The organism is Dickeya sp. Secpp 1600 (assembly GCF_003049805.1).
GTDB classification, from domain to species: domain Bacteria; phylum Pseudomonadota; class Gammaproteobacteria; order Enterobacterales; family Enterobacteriaceae; genus Dickeya; species Dickeya fangzhongdai.
This window is the reverse complement of the sequence record NZ_CP023484.1, coordinates 2,653,236-2,669,932: the sequence shown is the minus strand read 5'-3', so window position 1 is coordinate 2,669,932 and position 16,697 is coordinate 2,653,236. Positions and strand designations below refer to the sequence as shown.

The 16,697-nt window shown below is 55.6% G+C and carries 16 protein-coding genes; 10 read left to right on the top strand and 6 right to left on the bottom strand.

Annotation, left to right across the window (positions count from 1 at the left end):
• Positions 1 to 145: 145 nt before the first annotated feature.
• The 5 genes from CPA59_RS11905 to rnd all read left to right on the top strand — a co-directional run bounded on the left by CPA59_RS11905 (position 146) and on the right by rnd (position 6,734).
• Positions 146 to 2,065 (top strand): ATP-dependent DNA helicase, encoded by a 1,920-nt coding sequence (locus CPA59_RS11905; protein WP_107759477.1) that lies wholly within the window; start codon positions 146 to 148, stop codon positions 2,063 to 2,065.
• A gap of 65 nt (positions 2,066 to 2,130) precedes the next feature.
• Entirely contained in the window at positions 2,131 to 2,832 is a 702-nt protein-coding gene (gene tsaB / locus CPA59_RS11900) for a tRNA (adenosine(37)-N6)-threonylcarbamoyltransferase complex dimerization subunit type 1 TsaB (protein ID WP_038919155.1), read from the top strand.
• A 109-nt stretch (positions 2,833 to 2,941) separates the two neighbouring features.
• On the top strand, positions 2,942 to 3,526 hold the full coding sequence (locus CPA59_RS11895) for a Slp family lipoprotein (RefSeq protein WP_174213743.1): 585 nt from the start codon (positions 2,942 to 2,944) through the stop codon (positions 3,524 to 3,526).
• 217 nt (positions 3,527 to 3,743) lie between these two features.
• Positions 3,744 to 5,414, top strand: coding sequence for a long-chain-fatty-acid--CoA ligase FadD (gene fadD / locus CPA59_RS11890; RefSeq protein WP_159077941.1), 1,671 nt, complete (start codon positions 3,744 to 3,746; stop codon positions 5,412 to 5,414).
• A 198-nt stretch (positions 5,415 to 5,612) separates the two neighbouring features.
• Entirely contained in the window at positions 5,613 to 6,734 is a 1,122-nt protein-coding gene (rnd, locus tag CPA59_RS11885) for a ribonuclease D (protein WP_107760824.1), read from the top strand.
• Positions 6,735 to 6,806: 72 nt separating this feature from the next.
• Here the strand turns inward: rnd and minE are convergent, their stop codons facing one another.
• The 3 genes from minE to minC are packed head-to-tail and all read right to left on the bottom strand — an operon-like array spanning position 6,807 to position 8,608.
• Positions 6,807 to 7,088 carry a cell division topological specificity factor MinE gene (gene minE, locus CPA59_RS11880; protein WP_033570808.1) on the bottom strand — a complete coding sequence of 94 codons (282 nt, stop codon included), beginning with the start codon at positions 7,086 to 7,088 and terminating at the stop codon, positions 6,807 to 6,809.
• Positions 7,089 to 7,091: 3 nt separating this feature from the next.
• On the bottom strand, positions 7,092 to 7,904 hold the full coding sequence (minD, locus tag CPA59_RS11875; protein WP_038658412.1) for a septum site-determining protein MinD: 813 nt from the start codon (positions 7,902 to 7,904) through the stop codon (positions 7,092 to 7,094).
• 20 nt (positions 7,905 to 7,924) lie between these two features.
• Positions 7,925 to 8,608: a septum site-determining protein MinC gene (minC, locus tag CPA59_RS11870; RefSeq protein ID WP_100849603.1), complete on the bottom strand. Its 684-nt coding sequence runs from the start codon at positions 8,606 to 8,608 to the stop codon at positions 7,925 to 7,927.
• Positions 8,609 to 8,744: 136 nt separating this feature from the next.
• Between minC and CPA59_RS11865 the strand changes: the two genes are divergently transcribed.
• From CPA59_RS11865 to CPA59_RS11855, 3 genes are all read left to right on the top strand, one after another.
• Positions 8,745 to 9,017, top strand: coding sequence for a YcgL domain-containing protein (locus CPA59_RS11865; protein ID WP_013318040.1), 273 nt, complete (start codon positions 8,745 to 8,747; stop codon positions 9,015 to 9,017).
• Between the two features lie 375 nt (positions 9,018 to 9,392).
• Entirely contained in the window at positions 9,393 to 10,049 is a 657-nt protein-coding gene (locus tag CPA59_RS11860; protein WP_038658419.1) for a fumarylacetoacetate hydrolase family protein, read from the top strand.
• Positions 10,050 to 10,170: 121 nt separating this feature from the next.
• Positions 10,171 to 10,617, top strand: coding sequence for a YcgN family cysteine cluster protein (locus CPA59_RS11855; RefSeq protein WP_022633724.1), 447 nt, complete (start codon positions 10,171 to 10,173; stop codon positions 10,615 to 10,617).
• Positions 10,618 to 10,733: 116 nt separating this feature from the next.
• On the opposite strand, the gene dsbB is transcribed toward CPA59_RS11855, so the two are convergent.
• A complete protein-coding gene (gene dsbB / locus CPA59_RS11850) occupies positions 10,734 to 11,264 on the bottom strand; it encodes a disulfide bond formation protein DsbB (RefSeq protein WP_038919151.1) in 531 nt (176 codons plus the stop codon).
• Positions 11,265 to 11,456: 192 nt separating this feature from the next.
• Positions 11,457 to 11,864 carry a hypothetical protein gene (locus tag CPA59_RS23295; protein WP_107759473.1) on the bottom strand — a complete coding sequence of 136 codons (408 nt, stop codon included), beginning with the start codon at positions 11,862 to 11,864 and terminating at the stop codon, positions 11,457 to 11,459.
• A 430-nt stretch (positions 11,865 to 12,294) separates the two neighbouring features.
• Here CPA59_RS23295 and fadR point away from each other — a divergent pair, with 430 nt between their 5' ends.
• A complete protein-coding gene (gene fadR / locus CPA59_RS11835) occupies positions 12,295 to 13,014 on the top strand; it encodes a fatty acid metabolism transcriptional regulator FadR (protein WP_038919150.1) in 720 nt (239 codons plus the stop codon).
• Positions 13,015 to 13,107: 93 nt separating this feature from the next.
• Here the strand turns inward: fadR and CPA59_RS11830 are convergent, their stop codons facing one another.
• Positions 13,108 to 14,643: a SpoVR family protein gene (locus tag CPA59_RS11830; protein ID WP_038919148.1), complete on the bottom strand. Its 1,536-nt coding sequence runs from the start codon at positions 14,641 to 14,643 to the stop codon at positions 13,108 to 13,110.
• Between the two features lie 333 nt (positions 14,644 to 14,976).
• On the opposite strand from CPA59_RS11830, the gene CPA59_RS11825 reads away from it, so the two are divergent.
• Positions 14,977 to 16,227: a D-amino acid dehydrogenase gene (locus CPA59_RS11825; protein WP_107759472.1), complete on the top strand. Its 1,251-nt coding sequence runs from the start codon at positions 14,977 to 14,979 to the stop codon at positions 16,225 to 16,227.
• Positions 16,228 to 16,697: the final 470 nt, after the last annotated feature.

Sequence of the window (16,697 nt, the reverse complement as noted above, 5' to 3'; positions counted from 1 at the left end):
ACTAACACAGTTCTTCCCAACAGGTGATCCCTGAGCTGGACGGCAGACACGACCCGAAGTGGTGTCGTGCGCGCAGGCTTGGCATAATCAGCCACCTTTATCCAGCCGAATCAGGGCGACGGTAGTGTCAGACAAGAGAGGCAGCGTGGCAGCAGACAGCTCAATCGACGATTTTGCAACCGATGGCGTACTGGCGCAGGCGATTCGGGGTTTCCAGCCGCGCGAACCGCAGCGTCAGATGGCGGCCGCCGTGCTGGAGGCGATCGACGCCAAAAAACCACTGGTGGTGGAAGCGGGCACCGGTACCGGCAAGACCTACGCCTACCTGGCGCCCGCGCTGCGTTCCGGCAAAAAGGTGATTGTCTCCACCGGCTCGCGCGCGCTGCAGGATCAACTGTACAGCCGCGATTTACCGACTGTCGCCAACGCGCTGAATTTTCAAGGTAAGCTGGCGCTGTTGAAAGGGCGCGCCAATTATCTGTGCATCGAACGACTGGAACAGCAATCGCTGGCGGGCGGCGATCTTGGCCGCGACGTGCTGCGCGAACTGGTGAGGCTGCGCGGCTGGAGTTCCGAAACCGAAGACGGCGACATCAGCCAGTGCGGCGATGTGGCTGAAGACAGCGCGGTATGGCCTCTGGTGACTAGCACCAACGATAACTGTCTCGGCAGCGACTGCCCGCACTACAAGGAGTGCTTTGTGGTGAAGGCGCGCCGACGGGCGATGGATGCCGATGTGGTGGTGGTGAATCATCATCTTTATCTGGCGGATATGGTGGTCAAGGAGAGCGGATTTGCCGAACTGATCCCCGACAGCGACGTGGTGATATTTGATGAAGCCCACCAGATCCCGGATATCGCCAGCCAGTACTTCGGCCAGCAGCTCTCCAGTCGCCAGTTGCTGGACCTCGCCAAAGATATCGTGATTGCCTACCGCACCGAAGTGCGGGACGCCAGCCAGTTACAGAAAAGCGCCGATCGTCTGAGCCAGAGTACCCAAGATTTTCGTCTGGCGCTGGGCGACCCGGGATTTCGCGGCAATTTACGTGACATTGTCACGGATAACATGTTGCAGCGGTCGCTGACGTTGCTGGATGACGCGCTGGAACTGTGTTGCGATGTCGCCAAGCTGTCGCTGGGCCGCTCCGCGTTGCTGGATGCGGCGTTTGAACGCGCGACCATATATCGTGCGCGGCTGAAGCGGCTGCGGGACGTGCAGCAACCCGGTTACAGCTACTGGTACGAATGCACCTCGCGTCATTTCGTGCTGGCGCTGACGCCGCTGTCAGTCGCGGACCGTTTCCGGGACGTAATGAAAGAAAAACCGGCCTGCTGGGTATTTACCTCAGCTACGCTGTCGGTAAACGATCAGCTCACACATTTCATTGACCGGCTGGGGCTGGAGCAGGCCCGGACGTTGCTGCTGCCGAGCCCGTTTGATTACGCGCGTCAGGCGTTGTTGTGCGTGCCGCGTTACCTGCCGGAAACCAACCGACCCGGCGCGGCCAGACAACTGGCGCGCATGTTGCGCCCGCTGATTGAGGCCAATCAGGGGCGTTGCTTCATGCTGTGTACCTCGCACCAGATGATGCGCGACCTGGCCGCCGAGTTTCGGGCGTCGCTGACGTTGCCGGTGCTGGTGCAGGGCGAAACCAGCAAGCCGCAGCTGCTGGCGCAGTTTCTGGCGGCAGGCAACGCGTTGCTGGTAGCGACCGGCAGTTTCTGGGAAGGCGTGGATGTGCGGGGCGATGCGCTGTCGTGCGTGATTATCGACAAGCTGCCTTTTACCTCCCCGGACGATCCGTTGCTCAAGGCGCGCATGGAGGATTGCCGGGTGCGCGGCGGCGACCCGTTCGACGAGGTGCAATTGCCCGATGCGGTGATTACGCTAAAGCAGGGCGTCGGCCGATTGATCCGCGACGTGGAAGACCGCGGCGTGCTGGTGATTTGCGACAACCGTCTGGTGACGCGGCCGTATGGCGAAGTGTTTCTCACCAGCCTGCCGCCGGCGCCAAGAACACGGGATTTGCGGCAAGCCATCGATTTTCTGACGCGCAAACCGTGACGGTCACCGGCGCTGGCTGCTATGATGCGCGCCGTTGAAATATTCTCTCCCTGCCTGAGGTTGGCATGTCTACGCGAATTTTAGCGCTTGATACCGCAACGGAAGCCTGTTCCGTTGCACTCTGGAATGACGGTGAAATCCATTCCCTGTTTGAAGTTTGCCCCCGCGAGCATACCCAGCGGGTATTGCCGATGGTCCGGCAATTGCTGGCCGATCACGGCATGACGCTCGGCCAGTTGGATGCGCTGGCATTCGGACGCGGGCCGGGCAGCTTCACCGGCGTGCGTATCGGCATCGGCATCGCGCAAGGGCTGGCGCTGGGCGCGGATTTACCGATGCTCGGCGTGTCGACGCTGGCGACGCTGGCGCAAGGGGCGCACCGCCTGACCGGCGCCAGCCGGGTGCTGACCGCCATTGATGCCCGCATGGGCGAAGTCTACTGGGCAAGCTACCAGCGCGACGAACAAGGCGACTGGCGCGGCGAGGCGAGTGAAGCCGTGCTGGCGCCGGTTCAGGTGCAGTCACTGGCGGCATCGCTGAACGGCGACTGGGCCACCGCGGGAACCGGTTGGCAAACCTATCCGGATTTGATCGGCCATCCCGATATCGTCCTGAATCACACCGATATGCTGTTGCCGCAGGCGCAGGACATGCTGCCGCTGGCGTGGCGGTTATGGACGTCGGATGGTGCGGTGAGCGTGGAACAGGCCGAACCCCGTTATCTGCGCAACGAAGTAGCGTGGAAAAAATTACCCGGCCGCGAATAACAGCAACTTATCGCATCGGCTACAGTCTAAGTCAGGTATCTGTCATAAATTGACGATGGCAAGCGGGATGTATGTGATGACTATCCAATCTTTCGGAAATAGAACGTCGATGCGGCTGCGTCGGACCGGGCTGTGCGGACTGCTGTTGCTGAGTCTGAGCGTGTTGTCTGGCTGCGTTACGTTACCGGATGAAATCCGTGGGACCTCGGCCACGCCGCAGATGGACCTGATTCGGGTGATGAATGCGCCGAATCTGTACGTTGGGCAGGAATCGCGCTTTGGCGGCCGGATTGCGGATATTCGCAACGAGGCCAATCGCACCCGGCTGGAGATTGTCAGCTTGCCGCTGGATGATGCTGGCCGGCCGCGACTGGGCGAGCCGTCTGGCGGTCGTCTGGTCGCCTACGTCAATGGGTTTCTGGAGCCGGTGGATTTCAAAAACCAGCTGATCACCGTGGTAGGGCCAATTAGCGGTACCGAGCAGGGTAAAATCGGTGAACGGCCATATCAGTACGTAGTGATTAACGTGCAGGGCTATAAACGCTGGCGCGTGGTACAGCAGGTGGTGTTGCCGCCGCGAGCCTACGATCCGTGGTGGGATCGCCGCTACCGTCATGTCTGGGGACCCGGTTGGGGCCCGGACTGGAACGACGGGTATGCGCCGGCTCAGGTGGAGTCTGTCGTCACGGAGTAACGATCGTCAGCAATCAGGCGATAGCCTGACAGTGAATAGAGGCGGCCTGGGTCGCCTCGTTTTTTTTTCGGCACTGATAACAAGTTGAAATAAGTGATCATCTTCTCAACCTGAACATTGTGAATTTCACAGTTGTTAATATGAGTTAAAATGTTGTTACAGATCACTCGGGTTGGGATTGATTATGCCACTTAAAAAATATCTCGGGAGTGACGTTTTGGAAAAAATCTGGTTAGCGCGTTATCCGGCGGATGTCCCCGCGGAAATTGACCCGGATCGCTACGCTTCGCTAATCGAGTTGTTTGAACACGCGGTGGCGCGTTATGCCGACCAGCCCGCCTTTATCAATATGGGCGAGGTGATGACCTTCCGTCGGCTGGAGGAGCGCAGCCGCGCTTTTGCCGCTTACCTGCAGCATCAGTTGAAACTGAAAAAGGGCGATCGCGTCGCGTTGATGATGCCGAACCTGTTGCAGTATCCGATCGCGCTATTCGGCGTCCTGCGGGCCGGTCTGGTGGTGGTCAACGTCAATCCGCTGTATACGCCGCGCGAGCTGGAGCACCAGTTGAAAGACTGCGGCGCTTCGGCCATCGTTATCGTCTCCAATTTTGCTCATACGCTGGAAAAGGTGGTGTACAACACCTCGGTGAAACATGTGATCCTGACCCGCATGGGCGATCAACTGGCGCCGGCCAAAGGCACGCTGGTCAACTTCGTGGTCAAGTACATCAAGCGTCTGGTGCCGAAATATCACCTGCCGGACGCCATTTCGTTCCGTCAGGTACTGCAGCAGGGCAAACGGATGCCGTATGTGAAGCCGGAGGTGAACAATCAGGATCTGGCGTTCCTGCAATATACCGGCGGCACCACCGGCGTCGCCAAGGGCGCGATGCTGACTCACCGGAATATGCAGGCCAATCTGATGCAGGCCAGAGCGGCTTATGGCCCGGTATTGCAGGAGGGGCAGGAACTGGTGGTGACGGCGCTGCCGCTCTATCACATTTTTGCGCTGACGGTGAATTGTCTGTTGTTTGTCGAAATCGGTGGAAAAAACCTGCTGATCACCAACCCGCGCGATATTCCCGGCATGATCAAAGAGCTTACGCACTATCCGTTTACCGCCATTACCGGGGTGAATACGCTGTTCAACGCCTTGCTGAATAACGCCGCGTTTAGCCGGCTGGATTTCTCCACGCTGCGGCTGTCGGTAGGCGGTGGCGCATCGGTGCAACAGGTGGTGGCCGAGCGCTGGGAAAAACTGACCGGCATCCATCTGCTGGAAGGCTATGGATTGACGGAAAGTGCGCCGCTGGTGGCGGGGAATCCGTATGATCTGCAACATTACAGCGGCAGCATCGGCTTGCCGGTGCCGTCCACCGATGTGCGTATCGTCAATGATGACGGTCAGGATGTGGCGCCCGGCGAACCCGGCGAATTGTGGGTGCGCGGCCCGCAGGTGATGTCCGGCTACTGGCAGCAGCCTGCCGCGACTCACGACGTGCTGAAAGAGGGCTGGCTGGCGACCGGTGACATTGTCACGGCGAACGAGCAGGGGTTCCTGAAAATCGTCGACCGTAAAAAAGACATGATTCTGGTGTCCGGCTTCAATGTTTATCCCAATGAAATCGAGGAAGTGGTGGCGCGCCATCCGAAGGTATCCGAAGCGGCGGCGATTGGCGTGCCCAGCGAAACGTCGGGCGAAGCGGTCAAAGTTTTCGTGGTGTGCCGCGATCCCTCGCTGACGGTGGAGGAGCTGATCAGTCACTGCCGTCGTAACCTCACCGGGTATAAGGTGCCGCGGCTATTCGAATTCCGCGCCGAGTTACCGAAGTCCAACGTGGGAAAAATTCTCCGGCGTGAGCTGCGTAATGAGCAGTCAGCCGCCTGAAGGTTGCCTGTGGTAGCCATGACGGGTATGGTGGGGGCCTGCCTGCTGAGCACCACAGGACAACATCGCCTTTCGCGTCAAGCCATTACCTGCCCTGATGGAGCGGTCTGACCCGCGTGATGTTGATTGTCCGCCATGAATATGTTCCATGCCCCGGTCGCGGTTGCCGCACCGGGGCGCAACCAAGAGAATACCGTTTTGAATTATCAGTTGATTACTACCGATGAAGGATTATCAGCGGTGTGCGCGCAGGCGTGCGCAGTGCCTGAGGTGGCGCTGGACACCGAGTTTGTCCGTACCCGCACCTATTATCCGCAACTGGGGCTGATTCAGTTGTATGACGGTGACAATCTGTCGCTGATCGACCCGTTGGCGATCGGTGACTGGGCGCCGTTTCGCGCGCTGTTGCAGAACCCGCAGGTGACCAAGTTTCTGCATGCCGGCAGCGAAGACCTGGAGGTGTTTCTGAATGCGTTCGGCTGCCTGCCGTCGCCGTTCATCGATACCCAGATTCTGGCGGCGTTTCTGGGTAAGCCGTTGTCCTATGGTTTTGCCGCGCTGGTGGCGGATTACCGTCAGGTCACGCTGGATAAAAGCGAATCCCGCACCGACTGGCTGGCGCGTCCGCTCAGCGAAAAACAGTGCCAGTACGCCGCGGCGGACGTGTTCTATCTGCTGCCGGTAGCCAGAACGCTGGTGGAGGAAACCCGTACCGCAGGCCGGCTGGAAGCGGCGCTGGACGAGTGCCTGTTACTGTGCCAGCGCCGTCAGGAGGTGCTGGCGCCGGAATTGGCGTATCGGGAGATCGGCAATGCCTGGCAACTGCGCGGCCGTCATCTGGCCTGTTTGCAGAAACTGGCGGCGTGGCGTCTTCGTAAGGCGCGGGAGCGCGACAGCGCGGTCAATTTCATTGTTCGGGAAGAGAACCTGTGGCAAGTGGCCCGTTGTCTGCCCGGTTCGCTTGGCGAGCTGGATTCGCTGGGGTTGAGCGGGCCGGAAATTCGTTATCACGGCAAGACGCTACTGGCGCTGGTGGCGGAAACCGCAGCGCTGAGCGAGGCGGATTATCCGCCGCCGGTGGTCAATCTGATCGACTATCCCGGTTATAAGAAAGCGTTTCGCGACATCAAGGCGCTGGTGCAGCAGTGTGCGGAGCAAAGCGGATTGTCGGCCGAATTGCTGGCATCCCGGCGGCAGATTAACCGATTGCTGAACTGGCACTGGAAACTGACATTGCCGGAGAATGAACCTGAAATGGTAACCGGCTGGCGTGGCCGCCTGTTTGGACCAGGTCTGAAAGATATTCTGGCGCATTACTGATATCGACATGCCGCCCTTGCAGACAAGGGCGGCGGCCGCAACCGTTTCCTGCTGGAGCAGGGGAAACGGTGATTACTTATCGGCGGGCGTCGTGGGCTCGTCGGCTTCCGGCAAGGTGACGTTCAGTTCCAGCACGGAAATGTCGTCGCCTTTCTGTTCCAACTGCACCGTCACCATTTCCGGGTCAATCTGCACGTATTTGCAGATGACTTCCAGAATATCGCGCTTCAACTGCGGCAGGTAATGCGGTTCACTGTCCCCACGGCGTCGCTCCGCGACAATAATCTGTAGCCGTTCCTTGGCGATATTGGCTGTCGTTTTTTTGCGGGACAAAAAGAAATCGAGTAACGCCATGATTTACCCCCCAAAGAGTCGTTTCAGGAAGCTTTTCTTCTCTTCCTCGATAAAACGGTAAGGCCGTTCTTCTCCCAACAGACGATCCACGGTGTCCTCATAGGCTTTGCCCGCGTCGGCGTCTTTGTCCAGAATGACCGGCTCGCCCTGGTTGGACGCACGCAGCACCGACTGATCTTCCGGGATCACGCCGACCAGAGGAATGCGCAGAATTTCCAGCACGTCCTCCATGCTCAGCATGTCGCCGCGGCTGACGCGGCCCGGGTTGTAACGGGTGAGCAGCAAATGCTCTTTGATCGGCTCCTGGCCCTGTTCGGCACGGCGCGACTTGGAGGACAAAATCCCCAGGATTCGGTCGGAGTCGCGTACTGACGACACTTCCGGGTTGGTGGTGATGATGGCTTCATCCGCGAAGTAAAGCGCCATCAACGCACCGGTTTCAATACCGGCGGGGGAATCGCAGATAATGAAGTCGAACTCCATGTCGGCCAGATCCTTGAGTACCTTGTCCACGCCTTCACGGGTCAGGGCTTCTTTATCGCGGGTCTGTGACGCCGGCAGGATATACAGATTTTCGGTACGCTTATCTTTTATCAGCGCCTGATTCAGGGTGGCGTCGTTCTGGATGACATTCACAAAGTCATACACGACCCGGCGCTCACATCCCATGATCAGGTCGAGGTTACGCAGACCGATGTCAAAATCGATGACAACCGTCTTCTTACCTTTTTGGGCTAAACCGGTAGCAATGGCCGCGCTTGAAGTGGTCTTGCCAACGCCCCCTTTACCTGAAGTAACAACAATGATGCGTGCCATAAATAATTCCTTTCAAGGGCCTAGTCTAGAGGTTGTATGGTCAGAACATGGTCGGGCGGACTGAGTTTCAGGCGCGCCGCCTTCCCGAAATAGTTTTCCGGTATCTGATCGCTGAGCCAGTAACGCCCGGCGATCGACACCAACTCGGCGGCCAGATGGGTGCAGAAGATCTGGCTGCTGACATCGCCAGAAACCCCCGCCAGCGCACGGCCGCGCATCATGCCGTAAATATGGATATTGCCATCGGCAATGACCTCGGCACCGGCGCTAACATGGCTGGTAACGATAAGGTCACAGTCGCGGGCGTAAATTTGCTGTCCGGAACGAACGGGGGTATTGACCACCCGGGTTTTAACCGGCACGGCGACCGGCGCCGGCGGTTGAGTCGCCCGGCGTTCCTTGCCTTCGCGCAACAGCGGGAGCCCCGCTTTGGCGATAGATAGCCTGAGTTGCTCATCATCGCACCCGCTTACCCCCACGACCCGCAGACCGGCGGCGGTAATCGCCTGCTGGAGCTTAATCCAGTCAGCGTCAACGGGCAGCGCCGAGACATTGACGACTACCGGCGCGTTTTTAAGAAACGCCGGCGCCTGTTCGATTTTTTCCTGCAGGGCCTGGTGAATAATATCGGGCTGCGCATCATGCAGATGAACAACGGATAAGGTAAAGTTGCTGCCTTTCAACTCAATTGGCGTTTGTGACATCTGTCCTGACTCAGTTTCAGCATCTTTAAATCCCCAGAGTAGCATTTAAGGCATGATATTCCAGAGCGCTTCAAGCATGTTATAGTCACATGAAAATACAGGCAAGACACCATTCCCCTAGTTCAGAGTAAAAAACATGTATTGTGTGATCTACAGAAGTTCCAAACGCGATCAAACATATCTCTATGTCGAAAAAAAAGACGATTTTTCCCGCGTGCCTGACGAACTGATGAAAAGTTTCGGCCTGCCGCATCTGGTGATGTTATTACCGCTTGATGGCAGGAAAAAACTGGCGTCAGCGGATATTGATAAAGTAAAACAGATGCTTATTGAACAGGGTTTTTATCTGCAACTGCCGCCGCCGCCGGAAAATCTATTGGATGAACTGCAGGCAAGTGTAAAAAAATAATACCCGAATTATTTTTCAGATAATGTTCGCTGCCGCGACGGGAATTGGCCGCTGTTTTTTAATACAGGGGTGTCAGAAATAAACCGGGCAATGGTTTAATCCTGTTCATGCTATTTTCCCAATACTGATTTATATACAGGTATATTCGTCGCAGCGATTAAATAAACGAATTTTCATCCACCCCGCGTAATTCCTTTCTTCGGCCGGCGTATTGATAGCGGTCGCAAAAGGTAGCACGGGGGTTATGATAAATTTCGGATACCGTTGTTCATCAATCGCGCTTACTTTTTTGATAGCGATGCCGGTATGATGGGCAAGCCGAGTCTGTCATGACAGGCTGGCGCCATCCGCTAACAGAAGGTCAGGAGAGGGTACATGTATCAACACAGAGACTGGCAGGGCGCATTACTGGATTTTCCGGTTAACAAAGTGGTATGCGTCGGCAGCAACTATTCCGAGCACATTCGTGAAATGGGCAGCGCCAAATCGGCGGAACCGGTTCTGTTCATCAAGCCAGAAACCGCGTTGTGCGATTTGCGTCAGCCGGTGGCGATTCCTAAAGAGCTGGGTTCGGTACACCACGAGGTTGAACTGGCGGTGTTGATCGGCACGCCGCTCAAACAGGCTAATGAAGAACGGGTTGCCAGAGCGATTGCCGGTTACGGCGTAGCGCTGGATCTGACGCTGCGTGATTTGCAGGCCGGGTTCAAGAAAGCCGGGCAACCGTGGGAAAAAGCCAAAGGGTTCGATGGTTCCTGTCCGGTATCCGGGTTTATCCCGGTGGCGGAATTTGGCGATCCGCAGCAGGCGGAACTGGGCATTAGCATCAATGGCGAAGTGCGTCAGCAGGGGAATACGCGTGACATGATCACGCCGATTCTGCCGCTGATCGCTTACATGAGCCGCTTTTTCACCCTGCGCGCCGGCGACATCATCCTGACCGGTACGCCGCAAGGGGTGGGGCCGCTGCAGCCGGGCGATGCATTAACCATCACGCTCAACGAGCGCACGCTGACAACCCACGTTATCTGAGTATTCTGTCACCGCTCGCGGCGTTGCCGCGGGTGGTATCCCGCCGCATCCCCCTTTACAATACACAGTCAGATACAATACACAGTCAGACGCCCTGTTTATCATCATCGGAATTGCAGTTATGACTCAAAAACCCTTTTGGGAAACCCAAACCCTGGAGCAAATGTCGGACGACGAGTGGGAAGCGCTTTGTGACGGCTGCGGGCGTTGCTGTTTGCACAAGCTGATCGATGAGGACACGGACGAACTCTATTTCACCAATGTGGCCTGTAATCAGCTGAATATTAAAAGCTGCCAGTGCCGTAATTATGCGCGCCGGTTTGAATACGAGCCGGATTGCATCAAGCTGACGCGGGAAAACCTGTTGTCGTTCGACTGGTTGCCCGAAACCTGCGCTTACCGGTTGATACACGAAGGGAAAGGGCTGCAACCGTGGCATCCGTTGCTGTCTGGCTCGAAAGCGGCGATGCATCAGCAAAGGATCTCGGTGCGCAACATCGCCGTGCGTGAAAGTGATGTGATGGATTGGCAGGACCACATCCTGAACAAGCCGGAGTGGGCCAGATAATTCGTTGTTTATCGCCGCTCTGGCGACGGCTGATTTGCTCGACTCTGCTGCTTTTGACGGGGGAGGATAACAGCCAAAACCGGGCCGGCGATAGCCTGACCCGGTTCAGGACGCTTTTACCGACCGAACAGGTCGCGGCGTTTGGGGCGGAAAGGTTGGGCGATCAGCACCAGTACGGCGACCAGCAGGTAGGCGCCGAAAATCACGATCATCCACTGCGGCATTTCCAGATTCAGGAAACTCCACTGGCGCTCGGCGCAGTCGCCGGTGGCGGTGAAAATCGCCGGCAGCCATTTATCCAGCGGCAACCAGGACGGGAAACTGACAAAAAAGTCGCAGGTGACGAACGGCGACGGGTGCAACTGAATATTGGTGTGTTTGATGGCCAGCGACAGTCCTTCCCAGGCACTGTAAATCCATAACCCGATTGCCGGATAGCGCAGCAGCGTACCGGGGGCAACGGCGCCCACCAGACCGGCGGCCATCACGCCGTAGAGCGCGGCGCGCTGATAGATGCACAGTACGCAGGGCTTAAGCATCATCACGTACTGGAAGTAGAGGGCAATCAGTTCAAAAGCCAGTGCCGTGAACGCCATCAAAAGCCAGGCGCCCCGACCGCGGGAGCAACGGTTCAAAAATCGCAACATAAAAAATATTCCATGCTAAAAACGATAGTATGGGCAGTGATAACCGTGCTCGCTGCCCTCATTGAATCTCTGATCCGGATGAACTGACGTTTCTTGCGGCGGCGCCAGTGACGCCTGTACCGCTCGGAATCTGCATCAGTGCCTGAGGAGATTCTGCTGTGCCAACAAATACTCTGCTGTTTTTAACGCTTTCTATGAGGGATCGCCAGTTTCATGGCGAAATCCGCCCCTTACTATACACGATTTATGCTGGTGCATGACGGTATTGATCAATGAAGTGTCCGCATCATCTTCTGAGAGCACAACACGATGATAAATAGCGGAAAAGCTAAATAGGGTACGGAGAAATGATCGATACGGCGGCAGGGCAGAGGAAAAAGTGAAAATAAAACCCCACGCGCCCAAAAATCGGCACCCGCTTGAGGTGGTGCGGATATCCAGCAGCCTGCGGTAAGTACAAGCAGCAATAGCTGTTTGATAAACGCAATTCCCGTTATCATTGGAAACCGGCAATGACAAAACTTTTATATTATTGGCAACGTCATGCCATACTTGATCTGGACTGATCAAGCCAGTGAAAATAGCCTCCGGCGCCAGCAGATCCGCCGGGTTACGACAGGCCGTATTTCAGGGCATGCCCAGAATGAAAATAAACCCGACGACCGGCCGACGGCAAATGCGTTAACCGAAAGAACAGCAGGTGATTGATAATTAGAAATAATAGAATGGCTGGCTTGTACCCGTTCGGAATGTTGCCAGGAACGTTTTTCAGAAGAATGCGGTTGAAGTGGCGGATCCCGCACCGTTGGCTTTCTTCTTTAACGTTAATTTAATTTAACAATCGATGTGTGTTTAAAGAAAATTACCGTAAAGCGGGGCATATTCGCGTTTGTCTGGCAGGAATTGTCTTTAGTCACAGTTTTTATATCGAATTAAGATTTTCAGGTCCTGCTATGCTATGTGATGTAGGGTTCGTTTGGTATGATGATGTTGACTTTCACTAGTAAACATCGCTACGGAATATAAACTTATGGTTATAAAGGCGCAAAGTCCGGCGGGATTCGCGGAAGAGTACATTATTGAAAGTATATGGAATAATCGTTTTCCCCCGGGATCCATTCTGCCTGCGGAACGGGAGTTGTCCGAGTTGATCGGGGTCACGCGCACTACGTTGCGCGAGGTGCTACAGCGCCTGTCCCGTGATGGGTGGCTAACGATTCAGCACGGTAAACCTACCAAAATCAACAACTTTTGGGAAACTTCAGGGCTGAATATTCTTGAAACGCTGGCCCGGCTGGATCACGACAGCGTTCCTCAATTGATTGACAACCTACTGGCGGTGCGCACCAATATCGCCGGGATTTTCATTCGCACCGCGATTCGTCTGCACCCGGCTAAATCGGTCGAAATACTTAAGCTGACTGAATCAGTTAAGGACACATCGGATGCCTACGCCGAACTGGATTACAACGTGTTCCGCGGATTGGCGTTCGCCTCCGGCAACCCGATTTACGGCCTGATTATCAACGGGTTGAAAGGGCTGTATATCCGCGTTGGACGCTACTATTTCTCCAATACGGAAGCTCGCAAAACCGCACTGGCGTTCTATCGCCGTCTGGAGTCGCTGAGCCGTGACGGGCTGTATGAGCAGGTTCCCGATGTGATCCGCCAATACGGCAAAGAGAGCGGAGCGCTGTGGCACAGCATGCAGAACACCATTCCGCGTGATCTGGCCGAAGGCCGCGGTTAGCTGATAAAAAGCCCGGTTTATGAAAAACCGGGTTGTAAAAAACGGGTAGCCATCTCAGCTACCCGTTTTTGTTGCTGGCGATCCGCCAGGGCGTCACAGGGCGGCGTTGCGTGGCGGGCAGCGATCAATCAGTTCGACGCTGCCGTCCTCATTCATTTGCTCCAGCGTTACCTCAAATCCCCATAAACGGTACACATGTTTCATCACCTCATGGCTGCTTTTGTCCAGCGGTGCGCGATTCTGCGGCACATAACGCAAGGTCAGCGAGCGATTGCCGCGTAAATCCACGTTCCAGACCTGAATATTGGGTTCGATGTTGCTCAGGTTGTACTGGGAAGACAGTTCCTGACGGATCTTCCGGTAGCCTTTTTCATCGTGGATGGCGGCGATCTCCAGATAATTATTGCGGTCGTCATCCAGTACGGTAAACAGACGGAAATCGCGCATCACTTTGGGCGAGAGGAACTGGCTGATGAAACTCTCATCCTTAAAGTTCTGCATCGCGAAGTGCAGGGTATCCAGCCAGTCTTTGCCCGCGATGTCCGGGAACCAGTAACGGTCTTCTTCCGTCGGCTCCTGACAGATACGCTTGATGTCCTGAAACATGGCGAAGCCGAGCGCATACGGGTTGATGCCACTATAGTAAGGGCTGTTGTACGGCGGCTGGTAGACCACGTTGGTGTGGCTGTGGAGAAACTCCAGCATAAAGCGGTCGGACAATTTGCCCTCGTCATACAGATGATTGAGGATGCTGTAGTGCCAGAACGTGGCCCAACCTTCATTCATCACCTGCGTCTGTTTTTGCGGGTAAAAATACTGGCTGATCTTACGCACGATACGCAGGATTTCGCGCTGCCAGGGTTCCAGCAACGGGGCATTTTTCTCCATGAAATAGAGCAGGTTTTCCTGTGGCTCATTCGGGAAACGACGGGCTTTTTCCGGCGATGTTTCCTGTTCGCGGCGGGGAAGCGTACGCCAGAGTTCGTTTACCTGGCTTTGCAGATAGGCTTCGCGGCTTTTTTGACGTAGTTTTTCCTCTTCCAGCGAGATTTTCTGCGGTCGTTTGTAGCGATCCACGCCGTAATTCATCAAGGCGTGGCAGGAGTCGAGCAACTTCTCCACCTCGTCAACGCCGTGGCGCTCTTCGCATTGGGCGATGTACTGACGGGCAAACAGCAGATAATCGACGATTGAGCTGGCGTCGGTCCAACTGCGAAACAGGTAGTTGCCCTTGAAAAACGAGTTGTGGCCGTAACAGGCATGAGCCATCACCAGCGCCTGCATCGGCATGGTGTTCTCTTCCATCAGGTAGGCGATGCAGGGATTGGAGTTGATGACGATTTCGTAGGCCAGTCCCTGCTGACCGTGCTTGTAACGTTGCTCGGTTTCGATGAATTTCTTGCCGAACGACCAGTGGGCATAGTTGATGGGCATCCCGATGCTGGAATAGGCGTCCATCATCTGCTCGGAGGTGATCACCTCGATTTGGTGGGGATAGGTATCCAGACGGTACAGTTTGGCTACCCGGTCAATTTCATCCAGATAGACCTGCAGCAAATCGAATGTCCAGTCAGGTCCGTCACTCAGACGTTGTGGGCTCGTTACCCGCTCATCAGTCGATATAACCATCAGCGCACCCCTCACTATAACTGCCGCCACCTCATTGCGCCGGCATACTTAATCGTAGCTTACTTTGGGAAAAGTGATGTGAAATCGGTAGCTTGGATGAAGCCTTCGGGTGAAAAAACGGATGGCATGCTGCCAGCGCTACGCCTGATTGGCTGCACGTCGCCAATGTTTATCCTACGTTGCCGTGTTCACTCTCTCATAATAAATAAAAGCTATATCTGCAACAGATGACAATTAACGGCCAAATGCTAAAGTAGACTTTTATTTTGGTGTTTACGGCGTTAAGCAGCATATTCCGCGGGATTAGCGGAGGAAGTGGGGAGAACGGTAATAATGAAGGTGGTTGTTTTAGGGAGTGGTGTTATTGGCGTCAGCACAGCCTGGTATCTGGCGCAATCAGGACATGACGTCACCGTTATTGACCGGCAGGCTGAACCCGCGCTGGAAACCAGCGCCGCCAACGCCGGTCAGATTTCCCCGGGCTATTCTGCGCCCTGGGCCGCGCCGGGTATTCCGCTCAAGGCGGTTAAGTGGTTGTTTCAGCGGCATGCGCCACTGGCGATTCGCCCGGACTTTACCGCCACGCAACTGCGCTGGATGTGGCAGATGCTGCTGAATTGCGACAGCGCGCATTATCGCGTCAATAAAGCCCGCATGGTCAGACTGGCTGAATACAGCCGCGATTGCCTGCAGGCGCTGCGCGCCAAAACCGGTATTGCCTATGAAGGGCGTCAGGGCGGCACGTTACAACTGTTTCGTACCCCGCAGCAGTATGAAAACGCTTACCGTGATATCGCGGTGCTGAAAGAAGCCGGCGTACCTTATGAACTGCTGGAGGCCGATCAACTGGCCACGGTCGAACCGGCGCTGGCTGGCGTGCGTCATAAACTGTCCGGCGGGTTGCGCCTGCCGCACGATGAAACCGGCGATTGCCAGCTGTTTACCCGGCAACTGGCGACGATGGCGGCGGAGGCGGGCGTCACGTTCCGTTTCGACAGCGTGGTGCAGCAGCTCGACGTAGACGGTCAGCGGGTCAGCGCGGTGTATTGCAACGGCGAAAAGATCACGGCTGACGCGTATGTCATGGCGTGCGGCTCTTATTCCCGCGGTCTGCTGGAAAAATGGTTCGACATCCCGGTCTATCCGCTGAAGGGCTATTCGCTGACCATTCCGCTGTCCAGCGAGGAGGGAGCGCCAGTTTCCACCGTATTGGATGAAACCTATAAGATCGCTATTACCCGCTTTGACCAGCGCATCCGTGTCGGCGGGATGGCGGAGATCGCCGGATTTGATCTTTCGCTGAATCAGAAACGCCGTGAAACGCTGGAGATGGTGGTGCGCGACCTGTACCCGGACTGCGGACCGGTGGAGCAGGCGACTTTCTGGACCGGATTACGGCCAATGACGCCGGATGGCACGCCGCTGGTCGGGCGCTCGCCGTTACACAATCTTTATCTGAACACCGGGCACGGTACATTGGGCTGGACTATGGGATGCGGTTCCGGTCAATTGCTGGCCGATATCATTTCCGGCAACACGCCGGCAATTGAATACGACGATCTCTCCTTCTCCCGTTATGCCTAGTCTGTAATTCCGATCGTTAGCTAACCGCCCGATTGGGGCGGTTAGGCTTATAAGTAAACCCTGTTAAAAAACCGTGAAACATAATGGGTGGAAACAACACGCCCCCGTTATCCGGTTGTCATTCAAACTTCCGTCTGGTTCTCACTCGCTTACTTTTTCATGAATAAATAATCCATCAGTTTATTCCCGGAGATGGAAAAAAGAAGCGGAATTGAAAAAATATGATTAATATCAGTTTGTTGGGTTATTCCTTTTCGGCATATTAATTGAAATTTTTTTGTAAATTTTTGTATTGTTTTTGAAAAGATGACGAATTAATATGTCGCCGATTATTACTGCATGGATGTGGTCTGCGTAACAGGACGTTGGCGGTTCCCGCTGTCATTCTTCTTTGCCTCTCCCTTCCAGCTTTTTCCTCGCCGTCGGCCCCGACGGAAATACACAGCAGCCGATATCGCGGCAGCGTTTTG